Source organism: Streptomyces sp. NEAU-YJ-81 (assembly GCF_017592595.1).
GTDB classification, from domain to species: domain Bacteria; phylum Actinomycetota; class Actinomycetes; order Streptomycetales; family Streptomycetaceae; genus Streptomyces; species Streptomyces hygroscopicus_B.
The window spans coordinates 107,782-131,162 of the sequence record NZ_JAGFNO010000017.1; the positions used below are offsets into that span (position 1 = coordinate 107,782).

Annotated in this window: 15 protein-coding genes; 10 read left to right on the forward strand and 5 right to left on the reverse strand. The window is 72.3% G+C overall.

Annotation, left to right across the window (positions count from 1 at the left end; genetic code table 11):
* Positions 1 to 19: 19 nt before the first annotated feature.
* Positions 20 to 256: a DUF397 domain-containing protein gene (locus J5X86_RS30430; RefSeq protein WP_208519906.1), complete on the reverse strand. Its 237-nt coding sequence runs from the start codon at positions 254 to 256 to the stop codon at positions 20 to 22.
* Between the two features lie 5 nt (positions 257 to 261).
* A complete protein-coding gene (locus J5X86_RS30435; protein ID WP_208519907.1) occupies positions 262 to 1,122 on the reverse strand; it encodes a helix-turn-helix transcriptional regulator in 861 nt (286 codons plus the stop codon).
* Between the two features lie 212 nt (positions 1,123 to 1,334).
* Here J5X86_RS30435 and J5X86_RS30440 point away from each other — a divergent pair, with 212 nt between their 5' ends.
* Positions 1,335 to 1,805 (forward strand): hypothetical protein, encoded by a 471-nt coding sequence (locus J5X86_RS30440; protein WP_208519908.1) that lies wholly within the window; start codon positions 1,335 to 1,337, stop codon positions 1,803 to 1,805.
* 11 nt (positions 1,806 to 1,816) lie between these two features.
* On the opposite strand, the gene J5X86_RS30445 is transcribed toward J5X86_RS30440, so the two are convergent.
* Together J5X86_RS30445 and J5X86_RS30450 are read right to left on the reverse strand one after the other, a co-directional pair.
* Complete coding sequence (locus J5X86_RS30445; protein ID WP_374229305.1) at positions 1,817 to 3,808, reverse strand: histidinol-phosphate transaminase; 1,992 nt, start codon at positions 3,806 to 3,808, stop codon at positions 1,817 to 1,819.
* 197 nt (positions 3,809 to 4,005) lie between these two features.
* Positions 4,006 to 6,366, reverse strand: coding sequence for a LuxR C-terminal-related transcriptional regulator (locus tag J5X86_RS30450; RefSeq protein WP_243981835.1), 2,361 nt, complete (start codon positions 6,364 to 6,366; stop codon positions 4,006 to 4,008).
* Positions 6,367 to 6,685: 319 nt separating this feature from the next.
* Between J5X86_RS30450 and J5X86_RS30455 the strand changes: the two genes are divergently transcribed.
* From J5X86_RS30455 to J5X86_RS30480, 6 genes are all read left to right on the forward strand, one after another.
* A complete protein-coding gene (locus tag J5X86_RS30455) occupies positions 6,686 to 6,880 on the forward strand; it encodes a DUF5999 family protein (protein WP_208519910.1) in 195 nt (64 codons plus the stop codon).
* Positions 6,877 to 7,383, forward strand: a complete 507-nt coding sequence (locus tag J5X86_RS30460; protein ID WP_208519911.1) for an ATP-binding protein — start codon at positions 6,877 to 6,879, stop codon at positions 7,381 to 7,383. The genes J5X86_RS30455 and J5X86_RS30460 overlap by 4 nt, the downstream gene beginning before the upstream one ends.
* A gap of 227 nt (positions 7,384 to 7,610) precedes the next feature.
* The gene (locus J5X86_RS30465; protein WP_208519912.1) at positions 7,611 to 10,511 is read left to right on the forward strand and encodes an AAA family ATPase; all 2,901 of its coding nucleotides are present in this window, start codon (positions 7,611 to 7,613) and stop codon (positions 10,509 to 10,511) included.
* Positions 10,512 to 10,568: 57 nt separating this feature from the next.
* Entirely contained in the window at positions 10,569 to 13,325 is a 2,757-nt protein-coding gene (locus tag J5X86_RS30470; RefSeq protein ID WP_208519913.1) for an AAA family ATPase, read from the forward strand.
* Positions 13,315 to 16,122, forward strand: coding sequence for an AAA family ATPase (locus J5X86_RS30475; protein ID WP_208519914.1), 2,808 nt, complete (start codon positions 13,315 to 13,317; stop codon positions 16,120 to 16,122). Before J5X86_RS30470 ends, J5X86_RS30475 begins: the two co-directional genes overlap by 11 nt.
* A 332-nt stretch (positions 16,123 to 16,454) precedes the next feature.
* A complete protein-coding gene (locus J5X86_RS30480; RefSeq protein WP_050993686.1) occupies positions 16,455 to 17,060 on the forward strand; it encodes a LuxR C-terminal-related transcriptional regulator in 606 nt (201 codons plus the stop codon).
* 73 nt (positions 17,061 to 17,133) lie between these two features.
* Here J5X86_RS30480 and J5X86_RS30485 read toward each other — a convergent pair whose 3' ends face one another.
* Positions 17,134 to 18,819 (reverse strand): PucR family transcriptional regulator, encoded by a 1,686-nt coding sequence (locus tag J5X86_RS30485; RefSeq protein ID WP_208519915.1) that lies wholly within the window; start codon positions 18,817 to 18,819, stop codon positions 17,134 to 17,136.
* A 202-nt stretch (positions 18,820 to 19,021) separates the two neighbouring features.
* On the opposite strand from J5X86_RS30485, the gene J5X86_RS30490 reads away from it, so the two are divergent.
* From J5X86_RS30490 to J5X86_RS30500, 3 genes are all read left to right on the forward strand, one after another.
* On the forward strand, positions 19,022 to 20,281 hold the full coding sequence (locus J5X86_RS30490) for an aspartate aminotransferase family protein (RefSeq protein ID WP_208519916.1): 1,260 nt from the start codon (positions 19,022 to 19,024) through the stop codon (positions 20,279 to 20,281).
* A gap of 89 nt (positions 20,282 to 20,370) precedes the next feature.
* Positions 20,371 to 21,843, forward strand: coding sequence for an NAD-dependent succinate-semialdehyde dehydrogenase (locus tag J5X86_RS30495; RefSeq protein WP_208519917.1), 1,473 nt, complete (start codon positions 20,371 to 20,373; stop codon positions 21,841 to 21,843).
* A gap of 113 nt (positions 21,844 to 21,956) precedes the next feature.
* Positions 21,957 to 23,342: a CAP domain-containing protein gene (locus J5X86_RS30500; protein WP_208519918.1), complete on the forward strand. Its 1,386-nt coding sequence runs from the start codon at positions 21,957 to 21,959 to the stop codon at positions 23,340 to 23,342.
* The last annotated feature ends 39 nt before the right edge of the window (positions 23,343 to 23,381 follow it).

A 23,381-nucleotide genomic window follows, 5' to 3' on the forward strand; every position in this document is an offset into this window, starting at 1 on the left:
CCGGTGCACGGGAGGCATGTCAGGAGATGAGGAAATCGGCCTCGCCCGCCTTGGCGCCCTCGATGAACGCCATGATCTCGCCGCGGGTGTAGATCAGCGCCGGACCGTCCGGATCGGTCGACTGACGGATCGCTACCCGGCCGTCGTCCAGCCTCATGGCCTCGACGCAGTTGCCGCCGTTGCCACCGCTCCACGGCTTGTGCCAGCCCTCGCTGCCGAGGTCGCTCGCGCGCATGCCGTTGTGAATGCGATCCATTCCGATCAGAGCTCCTTGCGGAAATCGCGGAGGATTTCCTTTGTGCGTCGTGCGGTTGCCGCCTGGGCCGCCATGCGGTCCAGGGCCTCCAGATGGGAGGCCACCTCGATGCGCTCATCGAGGTAGACGGCGCCGGTCAGGTACTCGACGTAGACCATGTCCGGCAGTTCGGGAACAGCGAAGCGGAAGAGGACGAAGGGCCCATAGGTGCCCGGATGGTGTCCGGAGGTGAACTCCGAGATCTGCAGCGTGATGTGCGGCATCTCGACGGACTCCAGCAGCCGGTCGATCTGGTCGCGCATCACCGCCGCCGAACCCACTTGGCGGCGCAGTACCGTCTCGTCCATCACCACCCACAGACGGGGCGCGTCCCGCCGGGTGAGCAGCGTCTGCCGCTCCATGCGCAGCGCCACATGGCGCTCCGCCTGCCGGGGGGCGGACTGGCCGACCGCGCCGGTCTGCATGACCGCGTGGGCGTAGTCCTCGGTCTGGAGCAGTCCGGGGACGAAATGCGGCTCGTACGCCCGGATCATCTCGGCCGCGCCCTCCAGGCTGACGTGGACGCTGAACCAGTCCGGGAGGATGTCGTGGAACCGCTGCCACCAGCCGGGCTTGTTGGCCTCCTCGGTCAGGGTGATGAAGGAATCGAGCTCCTCGCCGGTGATCCCGTAGCTGTCCAACAGCATCTGCACATACGGAACCTTCAACGCGACCTCGGCGGTCTCCATGCGGCGGACGGTGGCGGGCGCGACCCGCAGCACTCTGGCCGCCTCGTCCCGCTTGAACCCGGCCTTCTCCCGCAGATCCTGCAGCCTCTTGCCGAGGACGACCTGACCCACGGTCGGGGCCGACCGCGGTTCGCTCACCTGAATCCCTCCCTGACCTCCCCAACGCTGATGTTCGCAGTGTGCCATGGCCAGTGCGGAACGGGCACATTGCACTTACGACTCTGCATTGTTCAGAGTGCCCCTTGCCAAGTGCGCGCGGCGGTGCGCATAGTTGCGTCATGATCCCGTTACCGCGTTCTGCCGCGGCGACCGCAGGCGCGAGCGGCCCGACCTTTGTGAAGTGCCCCTAGATGACGTACGCCTTCGCCGGTGCGCTGACCGGCCTCGTCCGCGGCCGGTTCGGCCGGCGCGGATTCCGTCCGGCGTCCGGACGCCACCGCCTTCAACTGCCGCCGGCGCTGCGGACGGACCGGGCCTACGACGCGGTGGGGATCGCCGAGCGGCACGGCCCCGGGGTCATGGCCCTGCTGCCCCGGGCGGGATGTGTCCTCGCCCGCGCCGGGCGCTGGTGGTGGATCGTGCCGCCCCAGTCGGACATCGGGGTCAACTGGCCCGCACCGGCCGTCTACGCGGTCGGTGCCACGGTGACCGGCCCGCCCGGGTGGCGGACCGGTCCCACCGGGACCAAGGAGCCCGGTGTGGTGCACTGGCCGGGCGACGGAGAGCCGTACACCCATCCCCTGTTGCTGCATATCGCGGTCTGTGCGGCGGCCGGGGTCTCCCCGGTCTGGCCGTGCGACGAAGGGCTGCCACGGTCATGACCTCGGCCCGGTCATGACATCGAGTCGTCCTGGAGATACGCCGCGGGGCGCGGATAGCGCTGCAGCGTCGGAGTCTGCCCGGTCGGGTCGTCCTCCTGCTCGCTGAGGGGCACCACCGGGGCCGCGGCCGCGGCCTTCAGAACGGCGGGGTCGTAGGTCATGGCCTGCGTCCGCTCCACCGGCAACGGCTCGGGCACACCGGCGTCGCGCTGACCGTAGACCGGGATCTGGTCGACCGTCGTCTCCTCGGGCCGGAACAAGTTGTACGCGGGCGCCGCCCCCTGCCCCTGGGCGCCCTGGACCTGGACCATCGGGATCTGGCCGGTCTGCGCCTGGGCGCCCTGGTACTGCGCGCTCTGCGGCTGTGGCGCCATCTGCATGAACGGCGCCTGGCCCTGCGGCGCCTGGCTCTGGGCCGGTTGTAACTGCGGGGCCTGGAACTGCTGCGCCGGTGCCTGCTGCGGGATCAGCGGCTGCGCGGCCTGGGCCATCTGGGGCTGGGCCATCTGGGGCTGCGGCAGCGCCGCCGGGGCCTGGTACAGGGGCGTCTGGGCCGGGGGAGTGGCGACATACGCGGGCGACAGCTCCGCGAGCGGCTGCTGCTGGGCGTACCCCGTCGAGGCGCCCGCGAAGGACGCCTGCCCGTACGGATCGCCGGAGACGCCCTGCGGGGCCGGAAGGGCGGCCGCGGAGTACATCGGCTGAGGCTCCTGTGCCATGGGCGCCGCGGGTAGCTGGGGCGGCTGCTGGTAGGAGTAGTCCAGCGACGGCGCTTGCGCGGCGGATCCCCAGGACCCCGACGATCCCGAGTACCCCGAAGACACCGAAGGCTGCTGCTCCCAGCTCACCTGCGGGGCGTAGAAGGACGTCCCGTACAGCACCGTGCTCAGCCCGGTCAGCAGTCGCTGCACATCGGGCTGGGAGCGCACCACCAGCCGCATGAACTGGCTGCTGCTGCCCAGCTTGTTGCCGCATTCGCGCACCAGCACACCGTGCTGGGACAGCAGTTGGTCCCGGACCCAGCCGCCGTCCGTTCCGGCCGGCAGCTTGACGAAGACGAAGTTGCCCTGGGAGGGGTAGACCGTCATCCCGGGCAGCCCGGCCAACTGGCTGGTCATCTGCTGCCGGTCGCGGCTGAGCATGCGCAGGCTGTCCACGTACTCCTGCCGGTACCGCTTCAGCATGAAGACGATGACCTCGGCGAAGGAGTTGAGGTTCCACTTCGGCAGCCGGGAGCGGATCTGCACGGCGAGCGAGGGATTGGCGACCAGATAGCCGAAGCGCACACCGTGCAGTCCGAAGTTCTTGCCGAGGCTGCGCAACACGATCACATTCGGGCGCAGGATGGCCTCGTCGACGACGCTCGGATACGCCTCGGCGTCCGCGAACTCCAGGAAGGACTCGTCGATCACGATCAGGTCGAGGTCGGCCAGGGCGTCCATGATGCCGATGAGGGCCTGGCGGGACACCAGCCCGCCGTCGGGGTTGTTGGGGTTGCAGATCACGGCGACCCGAGAGCCCCGGGAGCGTACGAAGTTGACGAAGGCGTTCGGGTCGAGTGCGAATCCGCTCATTTCCGGAAGCTGGAACAGGTCGACCCGTTTGCCGGTCTCCATCGGCTGGTCGGTCCAGCGGCCGAAGGTGGGAATCGGCACCGCCAGGCTTTCCTTCACCAGCAGGTGGTCGATCCAGGTGATGAGCTCGGTCGAGCCATTGCCCATCGCCATGGTCTGCGGCTGCAGCCCGAGCACATCGGCCAGTTCGGCGGTGATGGTCTCGGCGGAGCTCGGGTAGTAGGTGAGGATGTCCTGCAGCCTGACCGCCATCACGGCGAACATCGCGGGGGTGGGGAAGTAGGGATTGCAGGGGATGCAGAAGTCCACGAGCTCCTGTCCGCCACCCGTGACCCCGGCGCGGTTGAGCGCGAAGAACGACGGGCTGTGGGCGGTGCCACGGAAAAGTTCCATGGCATCACCGGTATTGCCGACTGCGGCAACAGTCACGGCGGGACCTCCTCGGTCGCATGGGTCGCGTCGACGCGCTGACACGGCCGTTGCGGCTCGTCCCTCGAGCCTGACGCATGATCCCTCGAAGCCGGGCCGGGCGAGGATTTTCGTGGGGCTTGTGAAAACTTCAGGGACATGTGCGCCCGTATCGAATAGAATTCCGCCTCTTGCCCCTTGAGAATGCCGGTGTGGGCTCAGACCGTATCCTCCGGCGGGTGTTCGCCATCGGCCTCCGCGGTGCGGTGCTGTTCCGCTACCCAGACCGCCACCTGCGCACGCGAGGTGAAACCCAGCTTGCTCAAAATGTGCTCAATATGGCCCTCGGCCGTGCGCTGGGCGATGACCAGGGACGAGGCGATCTCCTTGTTGCTGAGCCCCTGCGCGACCAGTTGCGCGATTTCGGACTCCCGGGGTGTCAGCGGCGACGGCCGCCCGCCCACCGCCGTCTCCTCGCTGGGCAGTTCGTCCTCGAGCGCGTACACCAGCGCCTCGGCGTAGGACAGCCGGGCGCCCCGTTTGAACGCCGCGTTGAAGGCCGCTTTGCCCAGGGCCCGCCGCACCGTGGCTTCACACTCCTCGTGGTAGTGGACGAGATGCCCGTAGCCGGAGTGCGGGGCGCCGATGGCGTGCCAGATGGTCCGCAGGGCGCCCAGCAGCCCGGCCGCTCGCGTGTGGTCCCGGTCGGTGGCCGCGATCCAGGCCAGCACCTCCAGATTGACCGCGACGCCCAGCGGATCGTCCAGCGAGCGGTTGAACGTGAGGCTGTCCTTCTCCAGGGCGGCCGCCCTGGCGGTGTCGCCCTGGCGCCATACGTCCATGCCGAGCGCCATCATCGTGTAGGCCCGGTGCCAGCCCTCCCCGTACGCGTCGCACACCGCCAGCGACTCCTCGCCCAGGGCGATCGCGCGTGGTGAGTCGCCGATGAAGGAGTGGGCGAGCGAGAGCCGGATGAGCGCCAGGGCCAGTCCCACCGGATCGCCGGTCGCGCGATGGCGGGTCACGGCCTCCTCGTAGAGCGCGATCGCGGATCGGGTCTCGCCCCGGTACATGGCGACCATGCCGGAGTAGAGCGCGGTGTAGGCGAGTACCGGGTCCAGGCCCAGCCGGGTTCCGATGGACCGGCTCTCCTCGAGCATGGCCGCGGCGGCGTCGGTGTCCGACTGGATGACGGCCAGCCAGCTGTCGGTCCACAGGGCCCGCGCCCGTGCCCCGGTCGGTTCGGTGCACAGCGCCAGGGCCTGGTCCAGCCAGCGGCGGCCCTCGCCGAGGTAGTAGCTGGTGATCCAGTGGTAGAGCAGATCGGCCGCCATCTCCAGACCGCGGCCGGTCTGCCCGGGCTCGGTCAGACAGCCCTCCAGGGCGGTGCGCAGATTGGCGTGCTCCAGCTGGAGCCGGGCGAACCACTGCACCTGGGCCGGTCCGAAGAGCGCCGCCCGCGCGTCCGCGGCGAGCCCGCGGTAGTAGTCGCGATGCCGCTCCAGCCGTACGGCCTCCTCCCCGGCGGCGGCCAGCCGCTCACGGCCGTAACCGCGCAGTGTGTCCAGCATCCGGTAGCGCACCGCCGTCCGGTACTCCTCTCTGAGCAGCACCGACTTGTCCACCAGCTCGGTCACCAGGTCCAGGATCTCCTCGCGGTCGATGCCCTCGTCCGAGCAGACCGCCTCGGCCGCGTCCAGGTCCAGGCTTCCGGCGAACACCGAGACCCGGGCCCACAGCAGCCGCTCCCGCTCGGTGCACAGCTCATAGCTCCAGTCGATCAGCGCCCGCAGCGTCTGATGGCGGGGGAGGACCGTCCGGGAGCCGGTGGTCAGCAGCCGGAACCGGTCGTCGAGCCGGTCCAGCAGCTGCTGGACGGACAGGGCGCGCAGGCGTACGACCGCGATCTCGATGCCCAGCGGGATGCCGTCGAGCCGGCGGCAGATCAGCTCGATGGCGTCGCGGTTGTCCTCGGTGAGCTGGAATCCGGGCACGATGGCCGCCGCCCGCTCGGTGAACAGCTGTATCGCGTCGCACCGCGCGAGGGTGGCGAGGGTGGGCCGTGGCCCTTCGAGGTCCGGCAGCCCGAGGGTGGGGACGGCCAGGCTCTGCTCACCGGCCGTGCCCAGCGCCTGACGGCTGGTGGCCAGCAGCCTCAGCCGGGGCGCCGCGCGCAGCAGCCGGTCGGCGAGCCGGGCGCACTCCTCCAGGAGGTGTTCGCAGTTGTCGAGGACGATCAGCGCCTGCCGGTCCCGCAGATGGTCGACGAGGACGTCAAGCGCCGGGCGGGGGGAGTGGTCCCGTATCTCCAGTGCTTCGGTGACGCCCTGGGCGAGCATCGCGGGGTTGTCCAAGGCGGCGAGTTCGGCCAGCCAGACGCCGTCGGGGAAGGCCCGGCGCGCCTCGTCCGCCACCCGCAGCGCCAGCCGGGTCTTGCCCACTCCGCCGACGCCGGTGAGGGTGACCAGGCGGGACGCGGACAGCATCTCCTTGACCTCGGCCGCCTCATGCCGACGTCCCACAAAACTCGTCACCTCGGCCGGCAGCCTGACTGTCTGCCGTCCGGTCGGGGTGCTCATCGCCACCGCACCCATCGATGCCTCGCACCGGGCTCGGGTGGACGGGCTGATGCCCGCACGGACCCGAGGCCCTGCTTCCAGGCTATGCCCGGGCCGCGAGCCACCGCACGCACTTCGGGCGGGCGGTCTGCCTGCCGGGGCGGTGTTTCACCGAGGGTGAGCGGGGGTCGGCCACCCGTGACCTCCCCGGGGGCCGGGGGCGGGTTCGGGTACCGATGCGGGGAGATCTCCCCTCGTCGCGCATTGCCGCGCCGACCCACCATGGTGACCTCGGAAACGAGTTCCGCCGGTCCATGGCGGAAGATCGAAGGTTCGGACCATGTGCCTCCATCAACCTCCCTGTCCGTCGGCCGACGCATCGGATCATGATTCGGCGCGTCTGGTGGCCACCCACCCCGAGCAGGGGTGGAGCCTGCTCTGCAACGGAGTGGTGATCTTCGCGGACACGGGTGAACTCCTTCCCGACGGGCGTGCCATCCCCGCCCCCCGGACCAGCCCCGACCAGTCGACATGAACGCGACCACTCTCACCATCTCGCACGGCGCCCCGGTGAGTACCGAGCGCCGGCCCGAGGCCGCCCGGCCTCCCGCCACCAGTGGCGGGACGTCGTGGCTGCTGCCCTCCGAGCCCTCGTCGGTGCCCAGGGCCCGGCGGCTGGCCATTGCCCAGCTCGAGGTATGGGCGCTGCCGGACTTCTCCGACGATGCCGAGCTGCTCGTCAGCGAGCTGGTGACCAATGCCCTGCGGCACGCGGGCGGACCGATCCGCCTGACGCTCTCCCTGTGCTCCGTCGACCGCGCCTTCCGGTGCGAGGTGGCGGACGAGCACCCCGGGCAGCCCCGGGTGCGCCGCACATGCGGCGATGACGAAGGCGGCCGCGGGCTCCATCTGCTGGACCTGCTCTCCCGCTGCTGGGGCTCCACCTGCACGGCGGCGGGCAAGGTCGTCTGGTTCGAGCTCCATCCACCTGCCGTCGCGCTGGAAGCCGCTTTGGAAGAAGCGCGCATGACCCCGTGAACGTGAGCCGACGAAAGGAGATGCCATAGACGACTTCATGCCTCGTACCCACACAGTGATACCGAAGGGCCCGGGGACGGAATGGTGATCGCCCTCACCACGCCTTCCGTCTCCGGGCCTCACTGATCGATATTGATCGTCGTCACAGCGGTCGTGTAGCCTCCTGATCGCGTCAGTTGCAAACTTTTCCGGAAGATTGTTCGCGTTTTGTGGCTCTAGGAGGCTGCGTGGTGGACCGGAAAATCGATTCCGGTTTACCCGGCGCGCTTGTCGGGCGCGCTGCCGAACTCGCGGCGCTGACCGCCCACGCGGAGGCCGCCCACAACAACCGTTCCGGTCTGGTGGTCCTGTCGGGCCCGGCCGGAATCGGCAAGACCAGTCTGCTGCGCGCCTTCCTCGACAGCGACGTCTGCCGGAAGATGACCGTTCTGCACGGCACCTGCGGTCAGGTGGTGGCCGGCGCCGGCTACAGCGGAGTGCGTGCTCTCTTCGGGGGACTCGGGCTCTCGGCCGAGGACGCCCAGGACTCCCCGCTGCTGCGCGGGAGCGCCCGCCGCGCTCTTCCCGCGCTCAGCCCCCACCCGGGCGAGGAGGGGCCGCCCACGGCCGCCTCCGTCTACCCGGTGCTGCACGGCCTGTACTGGCTTGCGGCCAACCTGATGACCCAGGGCCCGCTCGTGCTGGTCCTGGACGATGTGCACTGGTGCGACGAGCGGTCCCTGCGCTGGATCGACTTCCTGCTGCGCCGGGCCGACGAGCTGCCGCTGCTGGTGGTGCTCGCCCAGCGCACCGAGGAGGAGCCGGTCGCCCCCGCGACCCTGGCGGACATCTTCGCCCATCCCCGCTCCTCGGTGATCCGCCTCGACCCGCTGACCGACACCGAAGTGGCCGAAATGGCCCGCCAGGTCTTCGCTGCCCCCGTCGCGCACTCCTTCGCCGGGCGCGCCGCCGCCGTCTGCGGCGGCAATCCGCTGACCGTCACCCGGCTGCTGCGCGAGCTGCGGGCCAAGGGCGTCTCACCCGACGAGACCGGCCTGCGCGAGATCGCCGAGGTCGGGCAGTACGTGGTCGCCCTCTCCGTGCGCGCCCTCTTCGACGCCCGGCCCGACTGGGTCCGGGAGGTGGCCACCGCCATCGCGGTGCTCGGGGAGGAGGACGTGGAGCACATCGGCGCGCTGGCCGGGGTGCCCGCGGCCCGTGTCGCGGAGGCCGTGGAGCTGCTGCGCGGGGCCGAGGTGATGGCGCCGGACCGGGCGGACCTGGCCCATGACGTGGTGCGCTCCGCGGTGCTGGAGGCCGCCGGGGAGGAGCCGCTGGCCGAGCTGCGCGCCCGGGCGGCCCTGCTGCTGAGCGATGCCGGACGGCCCGCCGAGGAGGTCGCCAACCAGGTGCTGCTGGTGCCCGGCACTCCCCAGCCGTGGATGGGCTGGGTGCTCCGGGAGGCCGCCGTCCAGGCCGAGCACCGAGGCGCCCCGGAGGCCGCCGCCCGCTATCTCTACCGCGTCCTGGAAGCGGAGCCGGACAGCCTGTCGGCCCATGTCCCCCTCGCCAAGGCGCTCGCGGAGATCAATCCCGCCGAGGCCATCCGCCTGCTCAGGCGTGCGCTCACCCTGGCCACCGACGTCCGTACCAAGGCGCCCATCGCCGTGCAGTTCGGCCTCACCTGCCTCACCGTCCAGCAGTCACCGACCGCCGTCCGGGTACTCAGCGAGGTGCTCGACGAGCTCGAGGCCGAGCTGGGGCCCGACCCCGATCCGCGCGACCGTGAGCTGCTCACCCTCGTCCAATCGGCGCTGCTGATCAGCGGATCGGACGAGAAGGCCACGATCCATACGGTCCGGGAGCGCTTCGCGCGGATCCCCGAACCCTCCGGGGACACCCCCGCCCAGCGGCAGATGCTCGCCATGATGACGGTCCTGTCCGCGATGGAGGGCCGCTCGGTGCGGCGGACCGTGGAACAGGCCCACCGCGCGCTGAGCTCCTCGGACCGGCTCGACAACTGGTCGCTGCTCTTCTCCGCGTTCACCCTGGGCCTGGCCGACGAGGTCGAGGGGGCGATGGAGGCGCTGGACCACGCGCTGCGCCAGGGCCAGGACAACGCCGCGGTGTGGTCGTATGTGATCACCCTGTCCTACCGCGCCATGCTGCTGCACGGCTTCGGCGCGATCCCCGACGCGCTCGCCGACGCCCAGACCGCCGTCGAGATCATCGGCGGGGAGCGCTGGAGCGGCAATGTGACCATGCCCCAGACCGCGCTGGCGACGATCCTGATCGACCGGGGCGAACCGGAGCGGGCCGAGGAGCTGCTGGCCGCCGTCACCCGGCCGAACCTGGACGGGTTCGTCATGGAGTACCACTGGTATCTCATGGCCCGCGCCCGGGCCCGCTGGGCGCTCGGCGACGGCGCCACCGCGCTGCGGCTGCTGCTCGACTGCGGCGCCTCCCTGGAGGATTCCGGTTTCGCCAACCCGGCGTTCCTGCCCTGGTGGACCGAGGCGGCGTGTGTGCTCGCGGCGGAGAAGCGGGCGGACGAGGCGCGGGACCTGGTCGAGCACGGTGCCGAGCTGGCCCGCCGCTGGAGCACTCCGCGCGCTTTCGGGCTCGCCGCCCTCGCCCGCGGGGTGACCACCCCCGGCGAGGAGGGCATCGCGCATCTCACCGAGGCGGTCGAGCACCTCTCCGGGTCGCCGGCCCGCGCCGAGTACGCTCGGGCCGAGTTCCTGCTCGGCGGGGCGCTGCTGGACATCGGGCGGCCGCGCGACGCCCGGGAGCGGCTGCGCTCGGCCGTCGACCTCGCCCAGGGCTGCGGCGCGCTCGCGCTCGCCAAGGACGCCCGTAGCCGGCTGGTCGCCGCGGGCGGCCGGATGCGTGAGATCACCGCCTCACCGGTCGACCTGCTCACCGGCACCGAACGCAAAGTGGCCCAAATGGCCTCGCGCGGGGCGGGCAACCGTGAGATCGCCGAGTCGCTGTTCGTCACCGTACGCACCGTCGAGACCCATCTCACCAGCGTCTACCGGAAGCTGAGTGTGAGTCAGCGCGGTGAGCTGGCCTCGGTGCTGAACACCCCGAGCCTTCCCGACCCACAGGCACCGGCGTGGGTCTTCGCCTCACGCGGCCGACGCTGACGCGCACGCGGGGCCGGGTACCACGTCCGCTCCCCGCCCCAGGCATATAGTCACACCATGCAGCTCAACGGGCTCCCGTTCCCCGGCCGTGAACGAGAGCAGGCCATGCTTGCCCAGACCGTCGCCGATCTCGGCAGAGGCCGTTCCTCGGTGGTGACGCTGATCGGCAGGCCCGGCTACGGACAGAGCCGCCTGCTGAACCTCGCCGCCCGGCTGGCCGAGGACCAGGGCTACCGCGTTCTGCGCGCCCAGGCGACGCCGGGCGAACGCGAGGTGCGCTACGGCGTGGTGGCACAGTTACTGGCCCCGATGGACGGACTCACCGACGGCTCGCTGAAGGCCCTGACCGGACGGGGACCCGAGAGCCGCTTACCGGGCTTGACCGAGTTGCTACGGACCGCGCGTGGACAGCCCACGCTGCTGGTGGTCGACGATGTGGAATGGCTGGACCCGGCCTCGCAGCGCTGGTTCGGGGCGCTCATCCGGCGCCTGCCCGACGCCCGGATCGCCCTGCTGGTGAGCGGCACCTGCCGGCTCCGCCCGGGCGCCTGCCCCCTTTCCACCGCGCCGCAGCAGGTGATCACCCTCGAAGTCGAGCTGGCCCCGCTCGCTCCGCGCGATGTGGCCGCCACGGTCGCGCTGATCTGCGACCGCCCCGGCGAGCCCGCCTTCACCGCGGCCGCCCTGGAGGCGAGCGCGGGCAACCCCGAGGTGCTGTCCGAGGTGCTGAGGCGCTTCATCAGACGCGGATACGCACCGGTGGCAGGGCGGGTGCCGGAACTGTCCACGATCGCCGAGGCCGTCAGCGGTGAACACGCCGTCCGCGCACTCGGAGCGCTGTCCGACACGGCCGTCGCCGTCGTCCGCGCCCTCGCCGTCTGCGGCGATCTGCTGGATCTGTCCCTGCTGTACGCGCTCGCGGACCCCCGCGCCGCGAGCGAGCCCGGACTGCCCGAGGCACTCCAGGAAAGCGGGCTCGCCACCGCCACCGAGACCGGGCTCCGGCTGAGCCGGCCCGAGGCGCGGAGCTGGATCCTCGCCGAGATGCCCGGCGACGAGCGGGCCGAACTGCACGCCCGCGCCGCCGAGTTGGCCTACCGGGCGGCCGTACCCGACGAGGACATCGCCCGGCTGCTGCTCGCCGCCCGCCCGGTCGACGAGCCCTGGGTGATCCCCGTACTGCGCCGCACCTGCGCCGCCGCACTGCGTGGGGGCCGGACCGCCCAGGCGATCGCCTGCCTGTCGCGGGCGCTGGAGGAACCGCTGGACCCGGCGCCGCGCGCCCAGTTGGGCCTGGAACTGGCCGCCATCGAAGTGCTGGCCGTCCCCGAGGCCGCGGGCCGCCGGCTGGCGGAGATCATCCGCACCGGCGACGGCGGGCCCGGCCGGATCCGGGTACGCGCCGCCGACCTGGGGCTCTCCCGCGGCGACGACAAGGCGCTGCGCCGCGCGATCGCCGACGTGCTGCCCTTCACCGACGGCGAGGAGCGAGGGGCCCTGGCCGGGCTGTTCTGGCTCACCGAGTCCGTCGGGCAGGAGGACACCGATCTGGTTCCGGACGGCATCCCCCCGCTGCCCGCCGAGCCCACCTGCCCGGTGCAGGCCGCGGCGCTCGCCTGGCGGCTGGCGCTGCGCGGCGAGGACCTGCCCACCGCCCGGACGCTGGCCCAGCGGGTCTTCACCGTGGACGGCGCCGCGGGGGCCCTGATCCTGCCCCGGCTCACCGCCGCCCGCACCCTGCTGCTGACCGACGACCTGGACGAGGCCGAGGTCCGGCTGGACGTGCTCAACACCGATCTGCGCAGGCGGCACGCCCGCGCGGCCGCCGCCCAGGCCATGGCCGTGCGCGGCGAGCTGAACCTGCGGCGCGGCCGGCTCGACATGGCCGAACGGGACGTGGCCGCCGCGGAGCGGTCACTGCCGCGCTCCCTCTGGCATCGCTACACCGTCCCGTATCTGATGGCTATCCGGATCCTCGTCGCCCTGGAGAACGGCGACGTCGGCCAGGCCAGTGCGCTCGCGGGCGCGTCCGCGCCCGCCGAGTCGCGGGAGGGCGGCTCCTGGGGCTATCTGCTCTTCGCCAGGGCGCTGGTGGCCGTCAAGGACGACCGGCTGCCCGAGGCGCTGGAGCTGTTCCGCTCCACCGGCAGGTGGGAGCTGGGCCGCGGACGGATCAACCCCGCCCTGATGCCATGGCGTTCGATGGCCGCCCGGGTCCACGACGCCCTCGGCGACCACGAGGAGGCACGGCGGCTCACCGAGGAGGAGCTCGCGCTGGCCCGGCTGTGGGGCGCCCCCAACACGATCGGCTGGGCTCAGCTCGGCGCCGGACGGGTGGCCCGCGAAGGGCAGGTCGACCGTCTCCGCGAGGCGGTGGCCACCCTGCGCGACACCCCGGCCCGGCTCGCCTACGCGGGGTCCCTGATGGAGCTGGCCACGGCCGAGATCGAAGCGGGGGACCCGCAGGCCGCCGCCCCCCTGGTGGCCGAGCTGTTCACCTTCGTCATCGCCCACCGGTCCTCCAGCCGGCTGGTCGCACGGGTGCGCGCGCTGTCCGAGCGGGCTGGGCCGTCCGCCGTTCGCGGACGCGTCCCGCACCCGGCGTGGGCGAGCCTGACCGAACCCGAACAGCGCACCGCGGCCCTTGTCGGACTCGGTCATGGCAACCGGGAGATAGCGGAAACCCTCTCTGTCACCAGACGCACCGTGGAGCTGAGGCTCAGCGGCGCGTACCGGAAGCTGGGGATCAGCGGCCGAGCAGAGCTGATCGCGTTGCTGCGGGCGGCAGAGGGAGGCGGAACGGATGTTGCTTGAACGGGAGGCCGAACTGGCCCAGGTCGCGGAGGCCCTGTGGGCCGGGGCGGCGGGCGACTCGTCGCTGGTGTTGCTCACCGGCCCCATGGGCATCGGCCGGACCGCGCTGCTGCAGCAGCTGCCGATGCTCGCCGAGGGCGAGGAGATCCACGTCCTGCGCGCCAACGCCGCGCCGGTGGAGCAGGACTTCGCCCTCGGCGTGGTCCGCCAGCTCTTCGACAGCCTGCTGACCGGTGTCCCGGAGGAACTCCACGAGTGCCGGCTGGGGGGAGAGGGCGACCTCTACCGGACGGTCTTCTCCGACGACGCCCCGCTGCTCGACGACGGCGGAACTCTCACGATGCCCGAGGAGGCGCTGTACGGCCTGCGCTCGGCGCTGGCAGCGGTCAGCGCCGACAGCCCGCTGCTCATCCTGGTGGACGACCTGCAGTGGGTCGACGCCCCGTCGCTGCGCTGGCTCGCCTTCCTCGTCAAGCGGTTGCACGGGCTGCGCGCCGTGGTCGTCTGCGCGCTGCGGGACGGCTACCGGCGCCCCGGGGACCCTCTGCTGCGGGAGGTCGTCGACGCGGCGCGGCGGGAGCTGCGCCCCGCGCCGCTGTCGCTGGGCGCCACCAAGGAAGTGATCCACGAGCAGTTCGGCGTGCCGGGGGACGAGGAGTTCGCCCGCGCCTGCCATGAGACCTCCGCGGGCAACCCGCTGTACCTGAAGTCGGTGCTGGCGGACCTGGCCATGAGCGGCCTGCGGCCCACCGCCGAGCAGGTCGCGGCGGTCCGCTCGCTGCGCCCCGCCCTGCTGCGCGAGCGGCTGGCCGGCTCCCTGCGCGCCCAGCCGCGGCCGGCGCGGGACCTGGCCGCGGCCATCGCGGTCCTCGGCGGCCAGGCGGAACCGGACCTGCTGGCCCGGCTGGCCGGGCTGGACCCGATCGGCTTCCTGGCCACGCTGCGCGACCTCCACGAGGTGGGGCTGCTCGCCGCCGAGCAGGAGCCGCGCTTCCTCCACCGGGTGGTGCAGGACGCGGTCGAGTCCTCGATGACCGTGGCGGAACGGGAGCGGCTGCACGACGCCGCGGCGGCCCTGCTGTACCACAATGGACGCCCCGCCGAACTGGTCGCCGCCCAGCTCATGGCCGTCACCAACTCGGGCCATCCCTGGGCGGTGGAGGTGCTGCGGGCCGCGGCGGACACCGCGCTGCGCCGCGGAGCGCCGCGTACCGCCGCCCGCTATCTGCGCCGCGCCCTCCTGGACGGCTCGCTGGTGGGGGAGGGCCGGGCCCGGCTGCTGATCGATCTGGCCACCGCGGAGCGCGGCTTCGACCCGGCCGCCTGCGAACGCCATATCTCCCAGGCGATACCCCTGCTGACCACGCCCAGGCTCCGGGCCGCCGCTGCCCTGCGGATCTCGCCGACCATCGTGGGCCTGGGCCCCCCGTCGGCCATCGATCTGCTGCACCAGGTCGCCGAGGACCTGGGGCCCGCGACCGCGCTGGAGGGCACGGCGCGCGATGTGGCGCTGCGGCTCGAGGCGCGGCTGCGGCACGCCGGGCACGAGGATCCGGCGGAGCTGGCCGCCGCGGTGGAGCGGCTGTCCGCGCTGGGGGAGGAGCCGGCGCTGATCACCGCGGCCGAGCGTGAGCTGACGGCGGTGCTGCTCAACTCGGCGGTGCTCACCGCCCGATGGCCCGCGGCCGAGGTCTCCCGGCTGGCGAACCGCATCCTGGAGCGCGAACCGGCCACCTCCGAACAGGTCCACACCCCGCTGCCGCTGGTGGTGATCGGGCTGGTCGCCGCCGATTCGGTACGGGGGATCAGCTCCTGGCTCGCGATGGAACAGCAGACGCGGCGGCAGGGCGGCACGGTCGCCGACGCGCTCGTCAACGTCCAGCAGGCCATGGTGCTCAGCGCCCGGGGGCGCGTCTCCCAGGCGCGTGAGTACGCCGAGCGGGCCGTGCGGCTGGCCGAGGTGCACTGGCAGGAGGCCGGGGTCGTCTCCACCCTCGCCCTCACCCGCGTCGCCCTGGACCTTCAGGACCCCGTACTGATCGAGCGGATTCTGGACGGGCCCGGGCGGCGCCGCTCCCCGAGCCTGGCGCTGACCGCGACGCTGCAGTTCGCCAAGGCGGCGCAGGACGCCGGGAACGGACGCTGGACCAGCGCCCTGGAAACCCTCCTGGCCTGCGGCCGGCAGTTGGAGGCGTCGGGCTGGCGCAACCCTGTGCTCTTCGCCTGGCGGCCCTGGGCGGCCGAACTTCACCGGCGTGTCGGCGACCCCGGCGCGGCCGGGGCGCTGGCCGAGGAGGAGCTGCTGCGGGCGAAGGAGTGGGGCGCCCCGGTGGCGCTGGGCCGCGCGCTGCGGGTGAAGGCCCGGCTGCTCGGCGGTGACCAGGGGGTGCGGCTGCTGCGTGAATCGGTCGATGTGCTGCGCGCCTCGGCCGATGAACTGGAACTCGCCCGCACGCTCCTGCTGCTGGGCCGGCAGCTGAGACCGGGCGGCGAGGCGGCGGCGGTACTCCAGGAGGCCGGGGCGCTGGCCGCGGCGTGCGGGGTCCCATGGCTGGTCGAGCGGATCCGCGCCGCGGACGGCAGCGGTGGGTCGGCCGCCCCGCCGGAGGCGGCCCTCACCCGTACCGAGCGCACCGTGGCCTCCCTCGTGGGACGCGGCCTCACCAACCAGGAGGCCGCCGCCGAGCTGGGGGTGAGCTCCCGCGCCGTCGAGAAGCATCTGACGAGTTCCTATCGCAAACTGGGCGTCTCCGGACGCCGCGAGCTCATCGAGCTGCTGCCTCGCATGGATTCGTGAACGTAGCGTTAACGGCGATAATTGGCGGGTGTTTGACGAGGATTCGTGAACCGACCGTACCGGCCCACCGAAGGGGTGGGGTGCGGACCGAACCTTCGGACCACCCCACCACGGGATTGGGGGGCGACACCCCTGTTGACGTTGACTTCCGTGCTCGTAGATCCCTAGTCTCAATTCTGAAATGAACATTTGGAATTGAATATTCGGTATTCGATTCCGAATTCTGAGAATTAGGAAGGGATGGCAGTCCCTTGGCATTGCCTTTACTGACCGATTCGGCTCGGCCAACCCCCCACGAGCTTGGACACGAGCAGACCGAGTACACGGATCTATTGCGCCAGTTCGACCAGCCAGGGGCCTGTGTCGTCTGTCTTGACCCGTCGCTCACCGTCCAGCAGGCGAACCGGGAGTTCTTCCGGCAGTTCGACGACGCCTCCACGGACGTGTGCGGCCGTGACTTCTGTGACCTTCTGCACCCCAGTGTGCGGCAGGCGGTGAAGCGGCAGTTCACCCGGCTCCTCGACGGCTCCCGTCACCGGTTCACCACCCATGTGGTGGCCATCGGGGCCGAGGGGGCCGCCTTCACCAGCGGGCTCACGGCGGTCGCCGTGCGCGAGGGCTCCGCCCATGTGGCCTCGATCCTGGTGGTCCTGCGGCCCACGGCGGGTGGCGAGGAGGTGGACATGGTCACCGACCGTAAGAAGCTCCTCACCGAGACCGAGGCGCGCATTCTGGAGGGCATCGCTGCCGGGCTCTCCACGATCCCCCTGGCCTCCCGGCTCTACCTCAGCCGGCAGGGTGTCGAGTACCACGTGACACGGCTGCTGCGAAAGCTGCGGGTGCCCAACCGGGCCGCCCTCGTCTCCCGCGCCTACTCCATCGGCGTCCTCAACGTCGGCTGCTGGCCGCCAAAGGTCGTCGACGACTTCGTCAAATGACGCGCGCCCCGCGGGTGCCGACAGACGCGCCACGGCCGGCCCGGATCCGGGCCGGCCGTGGCGCGTCGCCATGTCAGGACTGGGCCGGGCCCCGGGACAGCCGCAACAGACGGAAGGCGGTGAGCGCCACATGGAGTTGGGTGCGCTGCTCACCCGACTCCAGATCGCAGCCGAGCACCCGCTCTATCGAGTGCAGCCGCTGGTAGAACGCCTGGCGGGACAGGTTCGCGCGCTTGGCGGCCACCGTCTTGTTGCCCGCCGCGTCCAGAAAGGTGTGCAGCACCGGCAGCAGATCGGTGCCGTGCCGCTCGTCGTAGTCCACCAGCCGTCCCAACTGCCGCTCCACGAACTCCTGGAGCCGCACATCGCCGCGCAGCGCGTACAGCAACTGCCGCAGCCCGATGTCGGACAGCTCGTGGAACGCCTTGTCCGACGTCCCCGGAACGGCGGCGTCCGCGACCCGCGCCGCCTGCTGGAACGACCGGGCGGTCTGTGACAGCTCCGACACCTCCGAGCCGACGCTGATCACGGCCTCCGGACGGGACTCCCGCACCGACCGGCTCAGCCGCTCCACCAGCGGCCGCCAGGGCGTGGCGGCGGGCAGGGCCAGCAGAACCCCTATGTGGTCACCGGGCACCGCGCCGACCAGCACGGCGGCCCCGGCCGCCCCCAGCTCGTCCGTCAGCCGGTCCTCCAGCTCGGTCGTCTCCCCGGCGCCGGGGCCGGGGCTGACCAGCGCCACCATCAGCCGGCGGCCCGCGACCGGCACGCCCAGCGCCTCGGCCCTGGCCCGGGCCTCCCCCATCGAACGGCAGCGCTGCTCGACCAGGTCCAGCAGCAGCGTGCGCTGGGCCCGCCGCTCCCAGCGGGTGTGATGGGTGAGCCGGGCGATGGTCAGGGCCGTGGCGGTGCGCTCCAGGACCATCGCGTCCTCGGGACCGACCGCCGAGTGCCCGGCCCCGTCCGGGAGCATCAGCAGCCGCCCCCACCGCTCGCCCCGGTACTCCACCGCGGTCACCAGCCAGTCCTCCGGACCGCTCAGCCCGGTCCGGTCGGGCGAGGGCGTGGCGCGCGAGCGCCGCTCCCAGCCGGTCAGCGCCCCCTCCACGCCGCGCCCCGGCGAACCGCAGATCACGGCCTGGTGCACCAGGTTCTCCAGCACCACGGGATGCCCGCTCATCTCGGCCGCCATGTCCACCACCTCCTCGGGCCCGGCGCCCCGCAGGGTCAGCGCGGTGAAGGTGTCATGGACGTCCTGGGCCCGGCGCAGGCTCTCCACCTGACTGCCGACGATCAGGGAGTGGAGAACCTGGGTGACCTCCACGAAGTTCACGGTCCGGGAGAGCAGGACGAGCGGGAAGTCCCGCGCCAGACAGGCCCGCACCAGCTCCGACGGCGGCCGGTGGTAGCGCCGCACCAGCTCGATGACCAGCCCGGCGGCGCCGATGTCCGCGAGCTCGTCGACATACCGGCGGACCAGCGCCGGGTCCTCGGGCAGCGGCATCCCGGTGGTCAGCACCAGCTCCCCGCCCTTGAGGAAGGACGCCGGGTCGAGCAGTTCGGTGACATGCACCCAGCGGACCGGCCGGGACAGCTGCCCATGGCCGGACACCACCTCCGGCACCCCGGCGGCCAGCACCGGAAGCCGCAGCACGTCGGCAAGGCTGAGGGGGGAGCGCCCCGGGACCCGCGGGGGCCCGGCGGGGCGGGACGGCGGCCGTCCGGCGGCGTCGTACGCGGTGCCGCCGGAGCCGTTCATGCCGCTCACTCTGGCAAGCCCGCGCGCCGAGCGCAACCATCACCCCGCCCGGCATCTTGACAAGAGCTGTGTGGGAGGTCGTTGACAGATCGTCCATACCGATCACCACCCCGCGACACAGTGATCATTGTCCTGACCGGGTTCGCCCCCTCACCCTCGAAGTGTCCGAGCGCATCGCCGACCTGTGCGTGTGGGAGAGAACATGACCAATCTGTCGCCGCAGCTCCGTCAAGCCACTCCGGTGGTCGCCGTCCGAGGAGAGGGCGCCTACATCGACGGCGAGGACGGGCGGCGATACCTCGACTTCACCGCGGGCATCGGCGTCACCAGCACCGGACACTGCCATCCGCGGGTCGTCGCCGCCGCGCAGGAGCAGGTGGGCACGCTCATCCACGGCCAGTACACGACCGTCATGCACCCACCGCTGCGGCGGCTGGTCGAGAAGCTGGGCGAGGTGCTCCCCACGGGCCTCGACAGTCTGTTCTTCTCCAACTCCGGCAGCGAGGCCGTGGAGTCGGCCCTGCGCCTCGCCCGCCAGGCCACCGGCCGGCCCAACGTTCTGGTCTGCCACGGCGGATTCCACGGCCGCACCGTGGCCGCCGCCTCCATGACCACCTCCGGAACCCGTTTCCGCTCCGGCTTCTCGCCCCTGATGAGCGGCGTCGTGGTGACGCCGTTCCCCACGGCCTACCGGTACGGCTGGGACGAGGAGACCGCGACCCGGTTCGCCCTGCGGGAGCTGGACTACGTCCTGCAGACCATCTCCCCGCCCGACGACACCGCCGCGGTCATCGTCGAACCGGTGCTCGGCGAGGGCGGCTACGTACCCGCCACCGAGGGCTTCCTGCAGGGCCTGCGGGAGCGGGCCGACCGCCATGGCTTCCTGCTGATCCTGGACGAGGTGCAGACCGGGGTGGGCCGCACCGGACGGTTCTGGGGCCATGACCACTTCGGCATCCGCCCCGACATCCTGGTCACCGCCAAGGGACTGGCCAGCGGCTTCCCGCTGTCCGGCATCGCCGCCTCCGAGGAGCTGATGAGCAAGGCATGGCCCGGCTCCCAGGGCGGCACCTACGGCGCCAACGCCGTGGCCTGCGCGGCCGCCGCCGCCACCCTCGACGTGGTCCGCGAGGAGAACCTGGTGGCCAACGCCGAGGCCATGGGGGCGCGGCTGCGCAGCGGTCTGGAGGACGTGGCCGCCAAGACCCCGGCCATCGGCGATGTGCGCGGCCTCGGCCTCATGCTGGCCAGCGAATTCGTCACCGAGGACGGGGAACCTGACCCGGCGACCGCGGCCCGGGTGCAGCGCGCCGCCGTGGACGAGGGACTGTTGCTGCTCCTGTGCGGGGCCTGGAACCATGTGGTCCGGATGATCCCCGCCCTCGTCGTCGACGAAGCGGCGATCGACGAGGGTCTGCGCGCCTGGTCCGCCGCCGTCAGCGCCGGAACAGCGGACTCCTGACGCGCACCGCATATCGCCCAACGGGAGCCCGATCCGCCCGCCGGTCCGAACCCCTCGGACCGGCGGCGGTCACGAAGGAGATTGCCCCTATGTCCACCCCCTCGTACCCCTCGGCCGCCGAGGTCCTCGCGGCGGTGCCCAAGCAGCTCTACATCGCCGGATCGTGGTCCGACGCGGCCGGCGGTCGGACCATGCCGGTCGACGACCCGGCCACCGGTGAGGTGCTGTGCGAGGTCGCCGACGCCGCCCCCGCCGACGGGCAGCGCGCCCTGGCCGCCGCCGAGGACGCCCAGGAGAAGTGGGCGGCCACCGCGCCCCGCGCGCGCAGCGAGATCCTGCGCCGCGCCTATGAGCTGATCATGGAGCGGGCCGACGCGCTCGCCGCGCTGATGACCGCCGAGATGGGCAAGCCGCTGGCCGAGGCGCGGGGTGAGGCGGCTTACGCCGCGGAGTTCTTCCGCTGGTTCTCGGAAGAGGCCGTGCGCATCGAGGGCGGGTTCTCCACGCTGCCGGACGGCAGGAACCGCATGCTGCTGATGCGCCGCCCGGTCGGCCCCTGTCTGCTCGTCACGCCGTGGAACTTCCCGCTGGCCATGGGCACCCGCAAGATCGGCCCGGCCATCGCCGCGGGCTGCACCATGGTGCTCAAGCCCGCCCCGCAGACCCCGCTGTCCAGCCTGGCGCTCGCCGGCATCCTGGCGGAGGCGGGGCTTCCGGCCGGGGTGCTCAACGTGGTCACCACCTCCCGCGCGGGCGAGGTCGTGGAGCCGCTGCTGACCGGCGGGCACATCCGCAAGCTCTCCTTCACCGGCTCCACCCAGGTCGGCCGCACCCTGCTCGCCCAGTGCGCGCCCGCGGTGGTCCGCACCTCCATGGAGCTCGGCGGCAACGCCCCCTTCATCGTCTTCGAGGACGCCGACCTGGACGTCGCGGTCGAGGGCGCCATGACCGCCAAGATGCGCAACATGGGCGAGGCGTGCACGGCGGCCAACCGGTTCTTCGTCCACTCCTCCGTCGCGGCCGAGTTCGCCGACCGGCTCGCCCGCCGCATGGGCGCGCTGGAGGTCGGCCCCGGCAGCCGGCCCGGTGTCGACGTCGGGCCGCTCATCGACCGGGCCGGCCGTACCAAGGTCGAGGAACTGGTCGCGGACGCCGTGGCACGCGGCGCCGAGGTCCTGGTCGGCGGCAGCACCCCCGAGGGCCCCGGCTGCTTCTATCCGCCCACGGTGCTCACCGGCGTCTCCCCGGCCAGCCGGCTGATGGGGACCGAGATCTTCGGACCGGTCGCGGCCGTCCTCACCTTCGACGACGAGGACGAGGTCGTCGCCACCGCCAACAGCACCGAATGGGGCCTGGTGGGCTATGTGTTCACCCAGGACCTGAGCCGTTCGCTGCGGGTGAGCGAGCGGCTCGAGGTCGGCATGGTCGGCCTCAACACCGGTCTGGTCTCCAACCCCGCGGCCCCCTTCGGCGGCGTCAAACAGTCCGGGCTCGGACGTGAGGGCGGCCGCGTCGGCATCGACGAGTTCCTGGAGTACAAGTACGTCGCGGTGCCGGTCTGACGACCGGCCCCACCGCCGCAACGGCCGGGAGCACACCGTCGGAACCGCCGGGCGCGCCCGGCCGTTGCCTTCATGACGCGTTGCCTCCATGAACGCGGCGGTGAGGAGCGGACATGGGCGAGTTGGTGCCCGGCGGCAACCAGGCGCTGCCCGACGGCGCGCTCACCATCCGGGTGCCGGGCCCGTTCGACCTGTCCGCGCTGATCACCGGCGAGGACGGCAAGGTCGCGGGTGACGGCGACTTCGTCTTCTTCAACCAGCCCACCGCGCCCGGCGCTTGGCTGGACGGCGACACCGTCACCCTGCGGCCCCGGGGGCTGCGGCCCGGCGCCGCTCGGGTCACCCTCGTCATCAGTCCCGCCGACCCGGGCACCCCGCTCGGGCGGCTGCCGGCGCCCGTGCTGAGCGTCCTGGACGAACGGGGAGCGCCACTGGCCCGGTTCGCCCCGCCGCGTCCCTCGGCGGAGACGGTGCTGCTGCTCGCCGAGATCTACCGCCGCGGCGGCGGATGGAAGGTGCGGGCGATCGGCCAGGGCTACGCCGACGGACTGGCCGGTGTGGCGCGGGACTTCGGCGTCGACGTCGCCGACGACGGCGGAGCCCCGCCCCCGCCCGCCCCGACCACCCGGCCCATGCCCCCGCCGACCACTCGGGCCGGGACCGCGCCTTCCGCCCGGGCCGCGCCTCCCGTGCCTACCGCTGAGCCGCCCGCCGACGGGGCCTCACGGCAGGCCCTGGAGGTGGTGAACGCGGCGCGGGCACGGGCCGGAGCCGCCCCCGTGGCCCTCGACGGACGGCTGACCGCTGCCGCCGAGGCGCACGCCCGGGCCATGGCCGCCCACGGCGCGCTGGCGCTGGAGACCCCGGACGGCATATCGCTCTTCCACCGGATCGCCGCGCATGGATACACCCCGCTGACCATCGCCGAGCACATCGTCTCCGGGCCGCGCACCCCGCGGGAGTTCGTGGACTACTGCCTCGAAGGCGATGAGCGCCGGGGCCCGTTCCACGATCCGGACGTCGTCCACCTGGGGATCGGCCGGGCCGACGGCCCCACCACCGGGGACGTCTACTGGACGGCGGTATGGGCCCGGCCGTTCACCCCGGACGGACTGCTGCGCCTGGCCTCCGAGGTCATCGCCCTCACCAACGCGGAGCGTGCCGCCGCCCGGCTGGCACCGCTCGCCCCGGACCCGCGGCTCACGGCCGCCGCACAGGCGCACAGCGACGACATGGTGGCCCGCGACTTCTACTCCCACACCGGCCCCGAGGGACATCAGCCCTGGGACCGGGCGCGGACCGCCGGGGCCACGCACCGTGGCATCGGCGAGAACATCGCATGCGGCCAGCGCTCCCCGGCGGAGGTGGTACGCGGCTGGATGAACAGCCCGGGCCATCGCGCCAACATCCTGAAGCCCGACTTCACCCATATCGGCGTCGGCCACGCCACCGGCAGTCGCGCGGGCACGTACTGGACCCAGGTCTTCGGCGCCGTCTGACGAGCCAGGCCGACGGTCCCCCGGCCGACGGCGGAATGG